Source organism: Lentzea tibetensis, from assembly GCF_007845675.1.
In the GTDB taxonomy this organism is placed as follows: domain Bacteria; phylum Actinomycetota; class Actinomycetes; order Mycobacteriales; family Pseudonocardiaceae; genus Lentzea; species Lentzea tibetensis.
Window position 1 is genome coordinate 43,726 of record NZ_VOBR01000035.1, and the last position, 18,688, is coordinate 62,413.

At 69.1% G+C, this 18,688-nt stretch carries 18 protein-coding genes and 2 riboswitches; of the genes, 7 read left to right on the forward strand and 11 right to left on the reverse strand.

Going from position 1 to position 18,688, the window contains the following annotated elements; genetic code table 11:
• Nucleotides 1–64 precede the first annotated feature (64 nt).
• A complete protein-coding gene (locus tag FKR81_RS37030) occupies nucleotides 65–733 on the forward strand; it encodes a COG4315 family predicted lipoprotein (RefSeq protein ID WP_146358915.1) in 669 nt (222 codons plus the stop codon).
• A gap of 387 nt (nucleotides 734–1,120) precedes the next feature.
• Here FKR81_RS37030 and glyA read toward each other — a convergent pair whose 3' ends face one another.
• From glyA to FKR81_RS37065, 8 genes are all read right to left on the reverse strand, one after another.
• Nucleotides 1,121–2,386, reverse strand: coding sequence for a serine hydroxymethyltransferase (gene glyA, locus FKR81_RS37035; RefSeq protein WP_146358917.1), 1,266 nt, complete (start codon nucleotides 2,384–2,386; stop codon nucleotides 1,121–1,123).
• Nucleotides 2,387–2,398: 12 nt separating this feature from the next.
• Nucleotides 2,399–3,511: a glycine cleavage system aminomethyltransferase GcvT gene (gcvT, locus tag FKR81_RS37040; RefSeq protein WP_146358974.1), complete on the reverse strand. Its 1,113-nt coding sequence runs from the start codon at nucleotides 3,509–3,511 to the stop codon at nucleotides 2,399–2,401.
• A gap of 102 nt (nucleotides 3,512–3,613) precedes the next feature.
• Nucleotides 3,614–3,698, reverse strand: a riboswitch (glycine riboswitch).
• A gap of 1 nt (nucleotide 3,699) precedes the next feature.
• A riboswitch (glycine riboswitch) is annotated at nucleotides 3,700–3,790 on the reverse strand.
• 39 nt (nucleotides 3,791–3,829) lie between these two features.
• Complete coding sequence (locus FKR81_RS37045) at nucleotides 3,830–4,156, reverse strand: DUF3817 domain-containing protein (protein ID WP_235922121.1); 327 nt, start codon at nucleotides 4,154–4,156, stop codon at nucleotides 3,830–3,832.
• Nucleotides 4,153–4,497, reverse strand: coding sequence for a hypothetical protein (locus FKR81_RS37050; RefSeq protein WP_146358978.1), 345 nt, complete (start codon nucleotides 4,495–4,497; stop codon nucleotides 4,153–4,155). Before FKR81_RS37050 ends, FKR81_RS37045 begins: the two co-directional genes overlap by 4 nt.
• A gap of 279 nt (nucleotides 4,498–4,776) precedes the next feature.
• Nucleotides 4,777–5,271, reverse strand: coding sequence for a helix-turn-helix transcriptional regulator (locus FKR81_RS37055; protein WP_146358919.1), 495 nt, complete (start codon nucleotides 5,269–5,271; stop codon nucleotides 4,777–4,779).
• A gap of 192 nt (nucleotides 5,272–5,463) precedes the next feature.
• Complete coding sequence (locus FKR81_RS44035) at nucleotides 5,464–5,625, reverse strand: hypothetical protein (protein ID WP_186763391.1); 162 nt, start codon at nucleotides 5,623–5,625, stop codon at nucleotides 5,464–5,466.
• A 323-nt stretch (nucleotides 5,626–5,948) separates the two neighbouring features.
• A complete protein-coding gene (locus tag FKR81_RS37060; RefSeq protein WP_146358921.1) occupies nucleotides 5,949–7,070 on the reverse strand; it encodes a CaiB/BaiF CoA transferase family protein in 1,122 nt (373 codons plus the stop codon).
• Complete coding sequence (locus FKR81_RS37065; protein WP_146358923.1) at nucleotides 7,071–8,207, reverse strand: acyl-CoA dehydrogenase family protein; 1,137 nt, start codon at nucleotides 8,205–8,207, stop codon at nucleotides 7,071–7,073.
• A gap of 263 nt (nucleotides 8,208–8,470) precedes the next feature.
• Here FKR81_RS37065 and FKR81_RS37070 point away from each other — a divergent pair, with 263 nt between their 5' ends.
• From FKR81_RS37070 to FKR81_RS37080, 3 genes are all read left to right on the forward strand, one after another.
• Nucleotides 8,471–9,673, forward strand: coding sequence for an acetyl-CoA C-acetyltransferase (locus FKR81_RS37070; RefSeq protein ID WP_146358925.1), 1,203 nt, complete (start codon nucleotides 8,471–8,473; stop codon nucleotides 9,671–9,673).
• A 66-nt stretch (nucleotides 9,674–9,739) separates the two neighbouring features.
• Nucleotides 9,740–11,737 (forward strand): 3-hydroxyacyl-CoA dehydrogenase NAD-binding domain-containing protein, encoded by a 1,998-nt coding sequence (locus FKR81_RS37075; protein WP_146358979.1) that lies wholly within the window; start codon nucleotides 9,740–9,742, stop codon nucleotides 11,735–11,737.
• Nucleotides 11,738–11,796: 59 nt separating this feature from the next.
• Nucleotides 11,797–13,824: a tetratricopeptide repeat protein gene (locus FKR81_RS37080; RefSeq protein WP_146358927.1), complete on the forward strand. Its 2,028-nt coding sequence runs from the start codon at nucleotides 11,797–11,799 to the stop codon at nucleotides 13,822–13,824.
• On the opposite strand, the gene FKR81_RS37085 is transcribed toward FKR81_RS37080, so the two are convergent.
• Entirely contained in the window at nucleotides 13,803–14,768 is a 966-nt protein-coding gene (locus FKR81_RS37085) for an AraC family transcriptional regulator (RefSeq protein WP_146358928.1), read from the reverse strand. The genes FKR81_RS37080 and FKR81_RS37085 overlap by 22 nt on opposite strands.
• Nucleotides 14,769–14,978: 210 nt before the next feature.
• Nucleotides 14,979–15,512, reverse strand: coding sequence for a DM13 domain-containing protein (locus FKR81_RS37090; protein ID WP_146358930.1), 534 nt, complete (start codon nucleotides 15,510–15,512; stop codon nucleotides 14,979–14,981).
• 60 nt (nucleotides 15,513–15,572) lie between these two features.
• On the opposite strand from FKR81_RS37090, the gene FKR81_RS37095 reads away from it, so the two are divergent.
• On the forward strand, nucleotides 15,573–15,914 hold the full coding sequence (locus FKR81_RS37095; RefSeq protein WP_146358931.1) for a hypothetical protein: 342 nt from the start codon (nucleotides 15,573–15,575) through the stop codon (nucleotides 15,912–15,914).
• Nucleotides 15,915–15,984: 70 nt separating this feature from the next.
• Here FKR81_RS37095 and FKR81_RS37100 read toward each other — a convergent pair whose 3' ends face one another.
• Complete coding sequence (locus FKR81_RS37100) at nucleotides 15,985–16,404, reverse strand: hypothetical protein (protein ID WP_146358933.1); 420 nt, start codon at nucleotides 16,402–16,404, stop codon at nucleotides 15,985–15,987.
• Between the two features lie 70 nt (nucleotides 16,405–16,474).
• Between FKR81_RS37100 and FKR81_RS37105 the strand changes: the two genes are divergently transcribed.
• Nucleotides 16,475–17,554, forward strand: coding sequence for a GNAT family N-acetyltransferase (locus tag FKR81_RS37105; RefSeq protein ID WP_146358935.1), 1,080 nt, complete (start codon nucleotides 16,475–16,477; stop codon nucleotides 17,552–17,554).
• Nucleotides 17,555–17,631: 77 nt separating this feature from the next.
• The gene (locus FKR81_RS37110; RefSeq protein ID WP_407936576.1) at nucleotides 17,632–18,654 is read left to right on the forward strand and encodes a LacI family DNA-binding transcriptional regulator; all 1,023 of its coding nucleotides are present in this window, start codon (nucleotides 17,632–17,634) and stop codon (nucleotides 18,652–18,654) included.
• Nucleotides 18,655–18,688: the final 34 nt, after the last annotated feature.

The following is an 18,688-nucleotide window of genomic DNA, read 5'->3' on the forward strand; positions in this document are numbered from 1 at the left end:
CCGAGACGCAACCCCGCCCGTAAGGCCTCGATAGAGCGAACGGACGGACAAGGAGGACATGAGTGTGATCCGACGTAACCGCATCGCCATCGGGCTGGCCGCAGGACTGGCAGTCGTGCTTGGTCTGGGTGTGTGGAGCGCCACCAGCAACGGCGCGAACCCGAATCCGGTGGCACAGACGGAAACCGACCTGGGCGTCCTGGGTGACTACGGAGACGTGGGTCAGCCCCCGGTGCTGCAGGAGCCCGCACAGGCTCCGGCAACCGAGACGCCGGCGGCTCCGCCGCAGACTCAGCAACCGCAGACCCAGGCGCCCGTGCAGCAAGCACCCGCAAGTGGCGTCAAGATCGTCGGCAAGGCCGTCGAGAAGATGGGCAACGTCGTCCAGGACGGCGACGGCCGCACGCTGTACCGATTCGAGAAGGACACCCCGAAGCCTGAGACGAAGTCCAACTGCAACGGCGGATGCGCCGTGACCTGGCCCCCGATGCTGTCCGACACGGTCCCCCAGATCGAAGGCGTGGACCCCGCGATCGTCAAGCTGATCACGCGAGCGGACGGCAAGAAGCAGGTCGCCATCGGCGACTGGCCGGTCTACTTCTACTCGAAGGACGAGAAGCCCGGCCAGTGGAAGGGCCAGGGCGTCGGCAACACGTGGTTCGTGATCCAGCCTGACGGCAAGCGCAACCTCGAGTGCCTCCCCGCCGGCACGGTGGTTCCCCCGGCCGCCTAGATCTCAGCGTCCACATGAGAGCAACACCCCCGTAGAACGGGGAACCCCGGCCCTGGGGAAGGGGCCGGGGTTCCCGCACATCCGCCGTTCGCTCAACGGTGTATGCCATGAAGGGAGCTTTCCCAGCGGTGTCAGCGCTGGGAAAGCTCCCTTCATGGCGTTCAGACCGGCTCGTATCAAGAGAATCGAGCGCCCGCCGCACTCCCAACCCCCGCACTGCCAACCGGGCGCGGCCCCCGAGCACAAACCGGCGGCCGAACGATCAGACCAAACTTTCCCCGGAGGGCAGGGGTGGGAGGTCCCAGCGGATCAGGCGAAGCCTTGCCCACGCGGAAAGGCCCTCGTCAAGGCGGCTTTTCCGCCTGGACGAGGGCCTTTCCGCGGCTACTACAGCGTGCTGTACAGCGGGTGCTTCGCGGACAGCACCTCAACGCGCCCCCGAAGCTCCTCGAGGTTCGCACCAGGAATGAGAGCCAGCGCGATCACGTCAGCGACCTCGGTGAAGTCCTCGGTCCCGAACCCGCGAGTGGCGAGAGCGGGCGTGCCGATCCGCAGACCGGACGTCACCATCGGCGGACGCGGGTCGTTCGGCACCGCGTTGCGGTTGACGGTGATCCCGATCTGGTGCAGCACGTCCTCGGCCTGCTTGCCGTCGAGCTCGGAGTTGACCAGGTCGACGAGCACCAGGTGCACGTCGGTGCCGCCGGTGAGCACCTTGACCCCGGCGCCGGCGACGTCGGCCTGCGACAGCCGGTCGGCGAGGATCCGGGCGCCGTCGAGCGTGCGCTGCTGGCGGTCGGCGAACTCGGGCGAGGCGGCGTGCTTGAACGCCACCGCCTTGGCCGCGATCACGTGCTCCAGCGGCCCACCCTGCTGACCGGGGAACACCGCCGAGTTGATCTTCTTGGCGATGTCGGCCTCGTTGGAGAGGATCACGCCACCGCGAGGTCCGCCCAGCGTCTTGTGCGTGGTCGTGGTCGTGACGTGCGCGTGCGGCACCGGTGACGGGTGCAGCCCGGCCGCGACGAGACCGGCGAAGTGCGCCATGTCCACCATCAGGTACGCGTCGACAGCGTCGGCGATCCGGCGGAACTCGGCGAAGTCCAGCTGCCGCGGGTAGGCGGACCAGCCGGCGACGATCAGCTTCGGCCGGTGCTCCAGCGCGAGCTTCTCGACCTCCGCCATGTCGACCAGGCCGTCGGAGTCCGCGACGTGGTACGGCACGACGTTGTAGAGCTTGCCGGAGAAGTTGATCCGCATGCCGTGCGTCAGGTGCCCGCCGTGCGCCAGGTCGAGCCCGAGGATCGTGTCGCCCGGCGTCAGCAGGGCGAACATCGCGGCGGCGTTGGCCTGCGCACCCGAGTGCGGCTGCACGTTGGCGAACCCGGCGCCGAAGAGCTCCTTGATCCGGGCGATGGCGAGCCGCTCGACCACGTCGACGTGCTCGCAGCCGCCGTAGTACCGGCGACCGGGGTAACCCTCGGCGTACTTGTTGGTCAGCACCGAGCCCTGCGCCTGCAGCACCGAGACCGGCGTGAAGTTCTCCGACGCGATCATCTCGAGGGTGCCCTGCTGACGCGCCAGCTCGGCGGCAACGGCCTCGGCCACCTCGGGATCGAACTCCGCGAGAGAGGCGTTGAACTGCGAGGACATGACTTCTCCCTATTACTTCGCGCGCTTGTAGAAGGGCAGTGCGACGACCTCGACGGGCTGCTGCTTGCCACGGACGTCGACGAACAACTGGGTGCCGGGCTCGGCGTGCGCCTTGGTCACGTACGCCATGGCGACCGAGTACCCGAGGGTCGGCGACAGCGCGCCGCTGGTGATCTCGCCGACGACCTCGTCACCGGCGAGCACCGAGTAGCCGTGCCGCGGGGCGCGGCGCTCGGGCGTCTTGAGGCCGACGAGGACGGAGTCCACACCGGACTCGGCGACCTTCGCGAGCGCGTCGCGGCCGACGAAGTCTCCCGGCTTGTCGAGCTTGACGACGCGGCCGAGGTTCGCGTTGAACGGGGTCAGGGCCGCGGTCAGCTCGTTGCCGTACAACGGCATCCCGGCCTCGAGGCGCAGCGTGTCGCGGCAGCCGAGTCCGGCGGGGCGCAGGTCGTGCGGCTGGCCCGCCTCGAGCAGGGCCTGCCACAGCGCGGGCGCGTTCGCGGGCGACACGAACAGCTCGAAGCCGTCCTCACCGGTGTAGCCGGTGCGGGCGAGCAGCACGTCGACGCCGGCGACCTGAGTCGGGTAGGACGCGTAGTACTTCACCGTCGCGAGGTCGGTGTCGGTGAGCCCGGCGACGATCTCCGTCGACTTCGGGCCCTGCACGGCGAGCAGCGCGTACTCGGTGGACTTGTCGGTGACGACCGTCTCGAACCGAGCAGCCCGCTCGACGAGCGCCTCGTGCACGACGGCCGCGTTGGACGCGTTCGCGACGACCAGGTACTCCTCGTCGCCGAGGCGGTAGACGATCAGGTCGTCCAGCACACCGCCGTCCGCCTGGGTGATCATCGTGTACCTGGCCTTGCCGACGGCCAGCGCGGAGATGTGGCCGACCAGCGCGTAGTCGAGCGCGGCGCCCGCCTCGGGACCGGTCAGGACGATCTCACCCATGTGCGTCAGGTCGAACAGACCGGCCGTCTTGCGCACCGCGTGGTGCTCGGCGAGCTCGCTGTCGTAGCGCAGCGGCATCCGCCAGCCCGCGAAGTCCGTGAACATCGCGCCGAGAGCCTCGTGTTCGGCGTTCAAAGGCGTCAGCCTGGACTCATTTGGCTGGCTGTCCATCAGCTCGTTCCTCCCTGGTGCGGGCGTGCCGAAGAGCCGGGCTCGGCCGGCGGGCACTGAGAAAGGATGACACGGTCCATCGGAGACTCCTCGTCGGAAGCCTCCCCCTCTGTCATGAGCCTGAGAGCTTCGCCGCTGCAGAGCGGCTTGCACCGTGGGCGAGGCTTGCGCCTGCTTTCCAGAGTTGCCTTCGTCGTGCGGTAGCTGTGCCTGAGAGATTCCGGGGAGGACTTGCTCCTTCGGCGCCCACCCGTGGTGGGACTCTCCCGCGCGACATCGACGGCCGTGTTCAGTTGATACCGCCAGACGCTAGCAGGTTCACAGCGGCAATCCAGCCTGCATCTTCTCGTGGACCTTGCGCTCCGCGTAGAACGACAGGAACGGGATCATGCCCGCGACGAGCACCAGCCCGGTGCCCTTCATGCTCCAGCGGGCCTTGATCGCGAGGTCGATCGACACCACCAGGTACACGGCGTAGAGGAAGCCGTGACCGGGGCCGATGATCCGCATCATGGTCGGCGCGTCGCCGACGTACTTCAGGACGAGCGCGACACAGAGCAGCAGCAAGGCCACACCGACCACGTAGGCCAGCACCTTGAACCGCTTGAGCTCCTTCTCCATCGACCCGCCCTCACGCTCGCTCATCGTTCGTCCCGCGCGTTGAGCTCGGCGAGCATGCGGTTGTAGGCCGCCAGCTCGTCGTCCGGCTCGTCGTCGTGGACGACGGGGCGCGCGGGTTTGACGACGTCAACCGTAGTCATCGGAACCGGAGGCGCTTCAACCGGCTTGGCCTTGCGCTCGCGGTCGAGCTTGCGGATGCGCCACACCATGAAAGCCGGGAACAGGCCGAAGAGGGGCCACTGCAGCACGTATCCCAGGTTCTGGAACGTGCCGCTCGCGGACTCGAACCGCGTCCACTGCCAGTACGCGAGCCCGCAGCACGCGACGAGGGACACCAGGCACACCAGCCCGATGAGCAGTCGCATGGGGGTGAAGAGGCCGCGCACGGCCCAAGATTACAGCGAGGGTCGTAGCGGGCTCCCAATCGGGAGCCCCGCCAACGGGGTCCGGGGCAGAGCCCCGGCTGGGGGTGTGGGGGCTCGGCCCCCACAAGACTCGCCGGAACAACCCCGGCGAGCGCGTTCCGCGAGCAGAGTCCACGCAGTTGTGGAGCCCTGCCGACCGCGTGGATCACGCACTCCCCGCGAGCGCACTCACCACTGGTGAAAATCAGGCCTCCCGATCCGGGAGGCCAACCGCACTACCTACGCAACGCCGTCCCGGCGCTGACGCTGGAGCCGTGCAACGCACCAGGCTGCGGCGGAACCGCGGCGAAGGTGCTGGAGAACCGTCATGGGTCCGAGCCGGCGGCCGAGATCAGCGGGCGTCAGGCCCGCCGCGCGGTAGTCGAGTGCGCGCTGGTCCAGCGGGCTGATGCCCGCGTCCCACCACTGCTCGGCTTCCGCGACGTCCCCGACCAGCTGCCAGTAGCTCGCCGCGGCGGCGAGCAGGGCCTCCGGTGCCTCCGGGGCACGCTTCCTCATCGCGGCGATGTAGGCCGGGTCGGCCGAATCCACCTTGACCAAGCCACGCGACGACCCGCCCCTGCCGCCCCGCTGGACGGGGATGCCAGGCGCCGAGGGGGGAGCCTCAGCGAGCCACGCGTTCTTGATCCGGTTCACCTCCTGCATCTCAGCGTCAGCAGACCGTTCAGCTGCCCACTGCTGCAACAGCTCGTGGACCCCGGAGTCCTCGACCATAGATGCCTCCTCGTCGGTCGGGGATCGGCCATTGCGACGCACCGTATTTCAGGGGTCCGACAACCGCTAGACCTTGATTCGCCAAAGCCCCAGTTACCTGTGCGTTATAGCCCTCATTCCACCCGTTAGGCTCAACGCCGGAGGCTGAATGTCACCGGCTGTAGCGACCCGCCGAGAGTCACGCGGGACGTCCTACGCGAAGAGACTCCTGATGAAGGTGATGATCGACTCCGCGCCCTGACGCAACCAGCTGAGCACCTGCTGGACCGCCGAGGCGGACTGCTCGGGCTGGGTGATCAGGAGGAACAGCACCAGCGCAACCGACGCCAGCACTAGCACCTTCTTGAGGTTCACAGGTCCCTCTCCGTCCGTTTAGCTCACTCGTGGGCGGCTGACCGCCCGGTTCACCCGCCATGGTCCCTCATTCACCCGCATGATGAACAACAACCACGCCCGGATGGCCCTAGGATCAGCCGATTCGGCACGAGTACACGCTACCGAACATCACCCGTTTGGCCGCTCAAGGACTCCCTGTACTGCGCCGATGTCCTGTGTGCGAGGCAAGCACCGCCGCTCCCGCGCCCCCAGACCCCCACCAGGTGGGCTCACCCGTACGCCAAACCACGGCAACACGCTGCGTTACCGCGTGCTGCCCTTATTTATATGTGGCCTCATGTTCACACAATGACACCTGTACGACGCAGTTCCGCAATTTCGGCGGGCGCCACACCCATGTCCTCAAGTACTTCGTTCGTGTGCATTCCGACGTTCACCGGAGGGAGTGGAACCGCGGTCGGGGTTCGCTCGAACCGGGGTGCCGGGGCGGGCTGAACGCGACCGTCGACCTCCACGAAAGTGGCACGCGCGACGTTGTGCGGGTGCCGGGTCGCCTCGGCGGGGTCGAGCACCGGGGCCAGGCACGCGTCCGTGCCCTCCGCGAGCTCCGCCCACTCGTCCCGCGTGCGGGTCTTCACCGCCGCCGCGATCCGCGAGCGCACCTCCGGCCAGTTCGCCGGGTCGTGCCGCGAGGGAGCGTCCTCGATGCCGAGCACCCGGACGAGCTCCGCGTAGAACTTCTCCTCCAGCGCGCCGATGCTGACGTACCTGCCGTCAGCCGCCTCGTAGACGTCGTACCAGGGCGTGCCGCCGTCGAACATGTTCGCGCCGCGCGGCCCCGACCACATGCCCGCCGCACGCAGCCCGTGCAGGAACGTCGTGAGCAGCGCCGAGCCGTCGGTCATCGCGGCGTCGACGACCTGTCCCCTACCGGACCGCTCCCGCTCGTACAACGCGGCCAGCACACCCGTCGCGAGCAGCAGCCCGCCACCGCCGAAGTCGCCGAGGATGTTCAGCGGCACCGTGGGCGGCGCGTCGGCCCGTCCGATGGGTTCCAGCGCACCGGACACGGCGATGTAGTTGATGTCGTGGCCGGCGCTGTTCGCCAGCGGGCCGTCCTGGCCCCAGCCGGTCATCCGCCCGTAGATGAGGCGCGGGTTGCGGGCGAGTGCCTGGGCGGGCCCCAGGCCGAGGCGCTCGGTCACGCCCGGCCGGAAGCCCTCGATGAGCACGTCCGACTGTTCTACTAGAGATAGAACGAGCGCGAGCCCCTCGGGCCTGCGGATGTCGATGCCGACGGAGCGCCGGTTGCGGCCGAGGAAGTCGCCCGGCACCGGGTGCACCGAGCCTGGCCGGTCGACCCGGACGACGTCCGCGCCGAGGTCGGCCAGCACCATGCAGCCGAACGGCGCGGGCGCGAGGCCGGCCAGCTCGACGACCTTCAGCCCTTCGAGCGGCCCCATCTAGAGCGACCTCGCGATGATTTCCTTCATGATCTCGTTCGTACCACCGTAGATGCGCTGCACGCGGGCATCGGCCCAGGCGCGGGCGATCGGGTACTCGGTCATGTACCCGTAGCCGCCGAACAGCTGGACGCAGTCGTCCACGACCCGGCACAACCGGTCCGTCGACCACCACTTGGCCATCGCCGCGGTGGGCACGTCCAGCTCGCCGAGCAGGTGCTTCTCGACGCAGTCGTCGACGAACGCCCTGGTCACGGCCGCCTCGGTCGCGCACTCGGCGAGCTTGAACCTGGTGTTCTGGAACTTGAACAGCTCGCGGCCGAACGCCGTGCGGTCCTTCGTGTACTCGGTCGTCACCTCGACGGCGCGCTCCAGCCCCGCGACGGAGGCGACGGCGATGAGCAGGCGTTCCTGCGGCAGCTGCTGCATGAGCTGCACGAACCCGAGGCCCTCCTGGCCGCCGAGCAGGTTGGCCGCGGGCACCCGGACGTCGTCGAAGAACAGCTCGGCGGTGTCCTGGCCCTTCAGCCCGACCTTGTCCAGCACCCGGCCGCGCCGGATCTCGCCCTCGACGACCAGCAACGAGATCCCCTGCGCGCCCTCGGCGGGGTCGGTCTTGGCGACCACGATGACCAGGTCGGCCTGGCCGCCGTTGGTGATGAACGTCTTCGAGCCGTTGATGACGTAGTCGTCGCCGTCCCTGAGCGCCTTCGTCCGGATGCCCTGCAGGTCGGAGCCCGCACCGGGCTCGGACATCGCGATGGCGCCGACGTACTCACCGGACGCCAGCTTCGGCAGCCACCGCTGCTTCTGCTCCTCGGTCCCGTAAGACAAGAGGTAGTGGGCGACGATCCCGCTGTGGACGCTGTTGCCCCACGAGCTGTCGCCGACGCGGGCCTGCTCCTCGATGAGCACGGCCTCGTGCGCGAACGTCCCACCCCCGCCGCCGTACTCCTCGGGGACGCTCAGGCACAGCAGGCCGACGTCGCCCGCCCGCCGCCACAGGTCGCGGTCCACCTGCTTCTGCTGCGCGAAGCGCTCCTGGTGCGGCGCGACCTCCTTCTCCAGGAACGTCCGGGCCAGCCCGCGGAGCTGGTCGAGATCTTCGTCCATCCACGGCGATCGACGGTCTGCCATGTCACCACGAAACCACCGCGAGGTGGTCCCCGCCATGACCGCCGCGCTTCCCGACCGGCGAAAAAGTGAGCGAAAAAATCAGCCGGGGTCGGTCAGGCTCGTCGGCATGCTGATCAGACGGGTCCTGCCGGACGGCTGGGATCGCGGCGTGCTCGCCGGAGCAGGACTGGCTGGCGCTGTACTCGATGTGGACTTCCAGGTGAGCTGAACGGTCACCCTCGACGGTCATGGTGGGCCCGCCGGACTGTGCCTACGGTGGACCCATGAGCGAAGCCTTGATCTTCGACGCGGTGCGCACGCCGCGTGGCAGGGGAAAACGCGGTTCGCTGCACAGCGTGAAGCCCGTGGCGCTCGCCGCGGGTGTGCTGCGCGCGATCGCGGACCGCAACTCGTTGGACACCTCGGCCGTCGACGACGTCGTGCTCGGCGTCGTGTCGCCGGTCGGTGAGCAGGGCTCGGACATCGCGCGGACCGCGCTGCTGGCCGCGGGCTGGGACCAGCGGCCGGCGGGCGTGCAGCTCAACCGGTTCTGCGCGTCCGGCCTCGAGGCGGTGAACCTGGCGGCGGCGAAGGTCGCGTCCGGCTTCGAGGACCTGGTCGTGGCGGGTGGCGTCGAGTCGATGTCGCGTGTGGCGATGGGGTCGGACGGCGGCGCGTGGGCGATGGACCCCGAGACGGCGCTGGGCCTGTCGTTCGTGCCGCAGGGCGTGAGCGCGGACCTGATCGCGACGCTCGAGGGCTACTCGCGCGAGGACGTCGACGCGTGGGCGGTGCGGTCGCACCAGCGCGCGACGCTGGCGCGGGACAAGGGCTACTTCGACCGCTCGGTCGTGCCGGTGGTCGACCAGAACGGCACCGCGGTGCTGGAGTTCGACGAGGCCATCCGGCCGGAGACCACGCTGGACGGTCTCGGCAAGCTCAAGCCGAGCTTCCTGATGACCGGCGAGGTCGGCTTCGACACCGTGGCGATCGACCGCTACCCCACCGTCGAGCGCATCTCGCACGTGCACACGCCGGGCAACTCGTCGCAGATCGTCGACGGCGCCGCCGCGATGCTGATCGGCACCGCCCGCGCGGGCGGTGAGCTGGGCCTCACGCCGCGCGCCCGGATCGTGTCGCTCGCGGTCGTCGGCACCGAGCCGACGATCATGCTGACCGGTCCGGCGCCCGCCGCGCGCAAGGCGCTGGACAAGGCCGGTCTGTCCATCGAGGACATCGACCTGGTCGAGATCAACGAGGCGTTCTCGTCCGTGGTGCTGAAGTTCCTGCGGGACATGGACCTCCCTGAGGAGAAGGTCAACGTGAACGGCGGCGCGATCGCGCTCGGCCACCCGCTGGGCGCCACCGGCTGCATGATCCTGTCGACGCTGCTCGACGAGCTGGAGCGCCAGGACCTGCGCCGCGGCCTCGCCACGTTGTGCGTCGGCGGCGGCATGGGCATCGCCACGATCATCGAGAGGGTCTGAGCAGTGTCGATTCCTGAGGGCACGTTCCACTACGAGAAGGACGCCGACGGCATCGTCACCCTGACGATGGACATGGCCGGCTCGGCGAACGTGATGAACGCCGACTACGTGGCCGCGATGGGCGAGGCCGTCTCCCGCCTGGAGCAGGACCAGCTGACCGGCGTGATCATCACGTCCGCGAAGAAGACGTTCTTCGCCGGTGGCGACCTGAAGACGTTGATCCAGATCACCCCGGACAACGCGGTCGAGGCGCTGGAGAGCGTCGAGGAGATCAAGGCCCAGCTGCGTCGCCTGGAGAAGCTCGGCAAGCCCGTCGTCGCCGCGATCAACGGCGCCGCGCTCGGCGGTGGCCTGGAGATCGCGCTGGCCTGCCACCACCGGGTGGTGCTGGACGACGACACGATCAAGCTCGGCCTGCCCGAGGTGACGCTGGGACTGCTGCCCGGCAGCGGTGGCGTGACGCGTCTGGTGCGCATGCTCGGCATCCAGGCGGCCCTTCCGCTGCTGACCCAGGGCACGCAGCTGCGTCCCCAGCGCGCGCTGCAGGCGAAGATCGTGGACGCGCTGGCGTCGTCCCGCGAGGACCTGATCGCACAGGCCCGCGCGTGGATCGCGATCAACCCCGGCCCCGTGCAGCCGTGGGACGTGCCGGGGCACCACGTGCCGGACTTCAAGGTCGGCGAGTCGGAGCTCTACCCGTTCCTCGCCGCCGCACCCGCGTTCCTGCACAAGAAGACGCGCGGCGTGTTCCCCGCACCGGAGAAGATCCTCGCCGCGGCCGTCGAGGGCGCGCACGTCGACTTCGACACCGCGTTGAAGATCGAGGGCCGCTACTTCGTCGAGCTGGCCGCGGGCCAGGTCTCGAAGAACATGATCACCGCGTTCTGGTTCCAGCTCAACGAGATCAACGCGCGCGGCTCGTCGTCGCGCAACAAGGTGACCAAGCTGGGTGTGCTCGGCGCGGGCATGATGGGCGCCGGTATCGCCGAGGTGAGCGCCAAGGCGGGCATCTCCGTGGTGCTGAAGGACGTCTCGCTCGAGGCGGCTTCGCGCGGCGCGCGGGACCTGCCGGGCATCACGCCCACCGACTCGGACACCGACCTCGCGGGCTGCGACCTGATCATCGAGGCGGTGTTCGAGAACCGCGAGCTGAAGAACAAGGTGCTGCCCGCGGCCGAGTCCGCCGCCCTGCCGGACGCCGTGATCGCGTCGAACACCTCGACGTTGCCGATCACCGGCCTGGCTTCGGCGGTGTCCGACCCGGAGAAGTTCATCGGGCTGCACTTCTTCTCGCCGGTGCCGAAGATGCAGCTGGTGGAGATCATCCGCGGCGAGAAGACGTCCGAGGAGACGCTGACCCGCGCGCTGGACTACGTGCGCCAGATCGGCAAGACGCCGATCGTCGTCAACGACAGCCGCGGTTTCTACACCTCGCGCACGTTCGGCACGTACGTCACCGAGGCGATCACCATGCTCGCCGAGGGCGTGCACCCGGCGCTGATCGAGAACGTCGCCCGCAAGGCCGGCATGGCCGTCGGCCCGCTGGCGGTGTCCGACGAGGTGACGCTGACGCTGCAGCTGAAGATCCGCGAGCAGACGCTGGCGGACGACCCGTCATCGGCCGGGCTGGCCGAGCACCCCGCTTTCGGTGTGCTGCAACAGCTCGTGGACCTGGGACGCACCGGGAAGTCCGGTGGTGCCGGGTTCTACGAGTACCCGGCCGATGGCAAGAAGTTCCTGTGGCCCGAGCTCGTCACCCGGTTCACCCGCGACGAGGCCGGAGTGTCCGAACAGGACGTTCACGACCGGTTGCTGTTCATCCAGTCGCTGGAGACCGTGCGGTGCCTGGACGAGAACGTGCTGACCTCGGTCGGTGACGCCAACATCGGCAGCATCTTCGGGTTCGGGTTCGCGCCGTGGAGCGGCGGGACGCTGCAGTTCGTCAACTCCACCGGGCTGGCCGCGTTCGTCGAGCGGGCCGACTACCTGGCCGACACCTACGGGGAGCGGTTCCGGCCGTCCTCCTCGCTGCGCGACCGCGCGGCGCGGGGCGAGCAGTACTGAGCGAACGCCACGAGAGAGGCCTGCCGAACGGGAGGCCTCTCTCGTGGTACCAATCTCGGATGGGCAGAGGCGCGTGGGTGCTGGCGACCACCATTGCCGTGGTGGCGGCGGTAGCCGCGCCCGCGGTGCTGAAGGTCCTGGGTGTCAACGACTGGCGCTGGCTCCTGCTCGGTGCTGTCGGTGGGGCGCTGGTCGGCATCCCGTTGAAGGTCTACGAGGACAAGATCAAGCGGGTGTTCCAGCGCCGCGAGGACTCTGTGCTCTCGCTCAGCCGGGCTGCGTTGGCCGGCGGCAAGTGCCGGGTGCGCGACATCGCCGACCCGACGCTGCTCGGGGTGCACCGTTCTCTTGAGTCGACGCAGCCGCCGTACGTGCGCCGTGACGTGTTCGACGAGGTCGTGGACAACCTGCGACCTGGGAGCTTCGTGCTCCTGGTCGGTGACTCGACAGCCGGCAAGACGCGCACCGCCTTCGAGGCGATCGCGGCCGCGCTGCCTCGTTCGCGCCTCGTCGCGCCGGAGACTCGCGACGTGCTGGACGCCGCGGTCGACGCCGTGGCCGCTGCGAAGGAGAGCGTGCTCTGGCTCGACGACCTCGAGCGGTTCCTGGGATCGGGCGGGCTGACCGTTGCCGCCATCGCACGCGTCAGGTCCGGCGTGATCGTGGCGACGCTCCGCCGCGAGGAACTGCACCGGCTCACCGAGGGGGACGACTCCCAGCTCGGCGACGACGTGCGGCGGGTACTCGACCAAGCCCACTCGATCGCACTGGAGCGGAGGTTCACGGCCGAGGAAGTCGGGCGAGCCGAGGCTCTCCGGTCGAACCCGCAGATCAGCGATGCTCTCGAGCACTCCGGTGAGTACGGCCTCGCGGAGTACCTCGCGGCTGGTCCTGTGCTGCTCGCCCATTGGGAGAACGCCAAGGCACCCAGGGCCAAGCCCCGTGGGGCCGCACTGGTGACCGCGGCGATCGACTGCCGCCGCGCGGGGTTTCTCGCGCCCATCCCCAGGGCGCTGCTGACCGAGGTGCACGAGCAGTACCTGAGCCAGCGGGACCGGCCGGAGTCCGTGGACGAGGCGTGGGAGTGGGTGACAACGCCTCCTCGCAGGGCCACCTCCGCTCTGCTGGAGCCCAGTAGTGACGGCCACGTGAAGGTCTTCGACTACCTGGTTGATCACGTGCAGCGCGCCAGTGCAGCTGGTGATCACGTGCCCAGCGACGTCGTGCTCGCGGCGATCAACCATGCAGATGCTCCAACGTCGCACGACATCGGCCACATCGCCATGCCCGGCGGACGGTACTCACTCGCACACACTGCCTTCACCAATGCCGTGCACCTCTTCGGTCAGGAGCACGAACCTGACCGCGACAGACTGCTCGTCAGCCAACACGAGCTCGCGCTGGTCCTGTCCGAGCAAGGCGAGTTCGCCGCCGCCGCCGACGAGTTCCGAGCAGTGCTCGCCTCCTTCGTCAGCCACTTCGGATCCGAGCACACCTATACGCTCACGTGCCGCAACAACCTGGCAAATACGCTGTACCAACAGGACGATCTGGCTGCCGCCGCAGCAGAACACCGCGCCATACTCGAGGCCAGGCTCCGCAACGGCTCGGAAGAGCACGACATTCTCATCAGCCGCAACAACCTGGCCATCGTGCTCAACGCGCAGGGAGACGTGACAGCCGCCGTTGCCGAGTACCGCGCCGTCCTCGAAGCCAAGCTCCGCAGCCTCGGCCCAGAGGATCCGAGCACGCTGGTCAGCCGCCACAACCTCGCAACAGCGTTGGCCGATCAAGGCGACCTCACCACCGCCATCGCCGAACACCGCGCCGTTATCGCGATACAAGTACGAACCCTCGGCCCGGAACACCCGGACACCCTGCTCAGCCGCAACAATCTCGCTGCCGCGTTGGCCGATCAAGGCGACCTCACCACCGCCATCGCCGAGTACCGCACCACCCTCGCGATCCAAACCCGGACCCTCGGCCCCGACCACCCAGGTACCGTCCGCAGCCGTAGGAATCTCCAGGCAGCTGAAGCGGAACTCCGCACGCGCGGTGAGGTGGATCAGTCACGTCCACCGCGGTAAGCGCCGGGTGAGGAGCCCGTCCAGCGTTTGAACGCGCGGTGGAAAGCGCTCGCCTCGGAGAACCCGAGCCGCAACGCGAGCTCCTCCACCGACTCACCACCGCGCACCAGCGAAGCGACGGCCTGGTCGCGCAGCAACTGCTCGCGCACCTCGCGGAACGACGTGCCCTCGGCGGTCAGCCGGCGCCGCAGCGTCGGCGCGGAGACACCCAGCCGCGCGGCGACCTCCTCCAGGCCGGACACGCCGGCACCCAGCAACCGGCGCACGTGCCCGGACGTGTCGGCGCCGTGGTCGCGGCGGGACAGCAGCTCGGCGGGCGAGTTGCGCAGGAAGCGGCGCAGTGCGGCCTCGTCCTGCACGACCGGCATGTGCAGGAACCGCGGGTCGAACGAGATGCACGTCGACGGTGCCGAGAACTCCATGGGGCAGCCGAAGATCAGGTGGTACTCGGCGCGGTGCGACGGCGCGGGGTACGCGAACGAGGCGGACAGCAGCGGGATCCGGCGGCCGACCAGCCACGACGAGAAGCGGTGCCACAGCACCAGCAGCGACTCGGTCAGGAAGTGGTCCGGATCGGACACGCCCTCCATGTCCAGCGTGAACCGGCCGTCCACCAAGGACATCGACGGTGCGAGGTCGAAGAGCGAGTAGAACGCGAGTCCCCGTCGCAAGGCCGACTCCAGGTCCGGGCAGTGCACCGCCAGCAGGCACATCGTCGGGAACGTGCCGCGCTTCGACGGACGCGGGCCGAAGCCCATGAACTCGTCGTCGAGCGTCTCCCACAGCGCCTGGATCAACGACGTGAACTGGGCGGGCGTCACGCGGGCGCGATCGTCGGCCAGCAGGGCCGGGCTGATTCCCGCGGCGGCCAGAACGGGCGAAGGCGTCGGGCACGCGCGCAACGCGGCGCGCACGTAGTGGATCGCCACGGTTCTGGTGTGCACGACCAACACTAACGTCGCTGACGGTGGCGCGGCACGGGGAGAGTCCGGCCGCACCACCGTCCACGAACGGCCCACGCGGTGAGCCTGCTCCTCAGCGATGGGGCTTCCGCACGCCCACCGCAAAGGGACGATGTTGTGTCCGCAATCACGGTAGGAGGTCTAGACCACAAGCGTCAATAGGACGAAGAGGGTATATGAGGACCAGACCAATCAAGGCTTGTCGAGCGGGGCGACGCCGAAGCCCGCCGAGAAGCGCTGGCACCAGATCACCACGCTCTTCACCGACGCCAGATCGGCGCTCGCCGGGATCTCGTAGACCTGGTCGCCGCGGTTGCCCTTCAGCTTGCCCAGCGACGTGAACCCGCTGCCGAACGCCGCCTCCGCCGAGTCCGACGGCTTGTCCGACAGGTACACGTGGAGGTCCGGGCCGTCACTCGTGTCGAGACCGGCGAACTGCACCGAGTGACGTCCGTCCGCCAGCCTCACGAGCGACGCCGTGCCGGTGGTCGCGTGCTCCAGCGAGCGGAACATCCCCGACGCGACGGCAACCGGGCCCTCCGGCGCCATGGCCATCGCCGACGCGGACGGAGACGACGCGGAGGACGTCGGAGACGACGTGGACGTCGGGACGAGCAGCGCGTCGGACGCGGTGCGGTTGGTGACGAGCCGCCACGGCTGGAACAGGTACAGCCCCACCGCGAGCACCACCACGACACCGGCGATCAGGAATCGACGTTTGGTCATGCTGAAAATACTGCTCCAGATGCGGCCTGGATCTTCTTACGAAGTTGTTAGGGTCCGTCCGTGGAACGAGTCGGGCAGGCGGTTCTCGGCGTGCTGATGATCGGCTGCGCCTTGTTCGGACCGTTCCCGAAGCCGGTACCGCTGCTCTTCGCGATCGCGGCGGTCGGCACGGCCAACGCGGCGTTCCCGATCATGCGCGTGTTCGGTTCCGCGTTGCTCGGCGGCGTGGCCGCGGCGAGCATCGCGCTGAGCTCGGTCCCGTTCGTCACGTGCTCCGTCGAGAAGTACACGGACGTGTTCACCTGCACGGGTGATGCTCCGGTGTGGCATCTGACGGGAACAGTGCTCGTCGCAGGCCTTTCCGGGGCCAGCCTGGTACTGGCCCGGATAACGAATCAGTGACAGCGATCACTCAACCGGTGGGCACCAGCAGCCGATAACGCATCCAGGTGAGCGATGTCCGGCTTTCGGGCTACCGGTATGGTCCCTGGGAGCGTGATCTCACCCCTTTCCGGCCAGGACCAGTGAGGAGGATCGCTGTGCGCGCACTTTGGGCCGCGTCCGGCTCCGCCGTACTCGGTTCAGCGCTGCTGGGAGTACTGGTTGGAGTGGTGATGGGCGGCCCGGACGAAGATCCGCTGAGCCGAACACCCGCGTCCAGCTGGGTCAGCAGCACTCCGAGAACGAGCACCCCGACGTCGTCCAGCGTCCCGTCGAGCAGCTCGACCTCGTCGAGCACGCCGACGTCCGCCCGGACGACCAAGGCGACGCAGACCCAGACGTCCGCTCCGCCGACTCCGCCGCCAGCCGCGACGAAGCCGCCCGAGCCGACCACGACCACGACGCCGTCCGGCTGGCCGTGCAGCCCGCTCAACCCGCTGCCGCCGCCCACGTGCAAGGACCTCAACAGGCGTTAACAGGCACGTAGCTCGGCGACAACAGGCCGGGACGACGCTGAACGCATGAACACCACCTGGCGCCTGCGCGTGGAACTCGCTGACAGCCCCGGCGCGCTCGCCCGCGTGACGATCCGGCTGGCCGATCAGGACTGCAACGTGCTCGCGCTGTCCGTGATCGCCGTGCCGGGCGGCGTGCTGGACGAGATCGTCGTGCAGACCGCACCCGGTGTGCTGCCCGCCGACCTGGTCAGCGCAGTGCGCAGCGAGGGCGGCCGGTGCGTCGGCATCACGCCCGCGGACCTGCGCGACCTCGTCGACACGCCGACGGCGGCGCTGCGGGCGGCGGCCACCGCGGTGCGCGACCCGGCCGCGACGACCGAGGCGCTGCGGGCGGTGCTGGCCGCGGACTCGGTGGTGGTGCTGCCGGCCAGCGATGCGCCGGAGGCGCGGCAATCCGACACTGATCACGGGACAGGGCACCACGTGCGGCTCACCGGACGGGACGGCACGGTCGTCGAGGCGCGCCGCGGGTGGGCGCCGTTCACCCAGGTCGAGCTGGCGCGCGGCACCGCGTTGCTGGAGCTGCTCGGCGCGTCCGTCTCGCAGACCAGGGGCGTGCTGAGCGACGACGGCGTGGCGCTCGTGCTGCGACCAGGGCTGCCGGCGGACGAGGAAGCCGTCGCGGAACTGCACACGCGCTGCTCGATGCGGACGATGTTCAACCGCTACCACGCGGGCATGCGCGCGGTGCCGCGCCGCTGGCTGCACCGGCTGCTCAGCCCGCCGCGCGGCAGCACGATCGTGGTGCAGTGCGCGGACCGGGTGATCGGGATCGGGCAGCTCATCCGGATGTCCACTCCGGAGTGCGCCGAGGTGTCGCTGCTCGTCGAGGACGCCTGGCAGAAACGCGGCGTCGGCACGGCGCTGCTGTCCGCGCTGGCCGACGCGGCCCGCGCCGCGGGGTACGCGGAGCTCGTCGCGTGGTGCCTGCCCGCCGAGAAAGGCCTTGTGCGGACGGCCGAACGCGCGGGGCTGCCTTCGTCCGTTCGGCGGGAGGACGGGTTGTTACGCGTTACGATCCATCCGCGCTCCGCTGCCATTCGGACACCTATTGCGACGATCTCCGCCGACAATTCGCGGTGAACAGCGCGGAAACCCTCCCTGGAGATCGCTTGAGGCTAAGCTGAGCCGGATTGCGATCGTTTTCATAGGGAGTGGTGCTGGTGTCGATCCACGCGCGTCCGACACTGGAGGACGTGGCCGCCAGGGCCGGGGTGTCCCGTGCCACGGCGTCACGCGTGCTGAACTCCTCGCCGCGGGTGAGCCCCGAGGCGCTGGAGGCGGTCACCGCGGCCGTGTCGGAGCTGGGCTACCAGCCGAACCGCGCTGCCCGTGCACTCGTCACCCGCCGCACCGGCGCCGTCGCGGTCCTGTTCTCCGAGCCGGAGCCCAAGATCTTCGACGACCCGCACTTCGCCCGCCTGATCAGGGCAGGCGCGCGGGCGCTCGCGGACGTCGACGTGCAGATGGTGCTGATGCTGGTGCACTCCCCCGACGACCAGGCGCGTGCGCACCGGTTCCTCGCGGGCGGCCACGTCGACGGCGCGCTGGTGTTCGCGCCGCACCAGAACGACCAGCTCGTGTCGGTCGTGAAGAAGCTGCCGCTGCCGGTGGTCTACGCGGGTAAGCCGTGGGGCCCGCTGCGCGGCCTGCACCTCGTCGACAACGACAACGAGGGCGGCGCGGTGCTGGCGACCGAGCACCTCAAGTCGCTGGGCCGCAAGAAGATCGTGCACGTGACGGGCCCGCTGGACGAGCTGTCCGCGATCGACCGGCTCTCCGGTTTCAAGTCCGCCATGGGCATCGACGACAAGGCCTCGACCAAGCTGACCGCCAACGGCGGGTTCACCACGCAGGGCGGCCGCAAGGCGATGGCCGAGCTGCTGGGCAAGGTGCCCGACCTCGACGCGGTGTTCGTGGCGTCGGACCTCATGGCCGCCGGCGCGCTGGAAGCGTTGCACGAGGCCGGGAAGCGCGTGCCCGAGGACGTCGCGGTGGTCGGCTTCGACGACCACGTCGCGATCGCCGAGCACACCGAGCCGCCGCTCACGTCCGTGCGGCAGGACTCGGACCAGCAGGTGAAGCACATGGTCGCGCACCTGATGAAGCTGGTGCGCGAGGAGCCGGTGAAGACGAAGCGCGAGATGCTGCCGACGATCCTGGTCCGCCGCGAATCTGCGTAGAGCTCAGTTGGGCCTCAGTCCGGCTAAAAGGTCC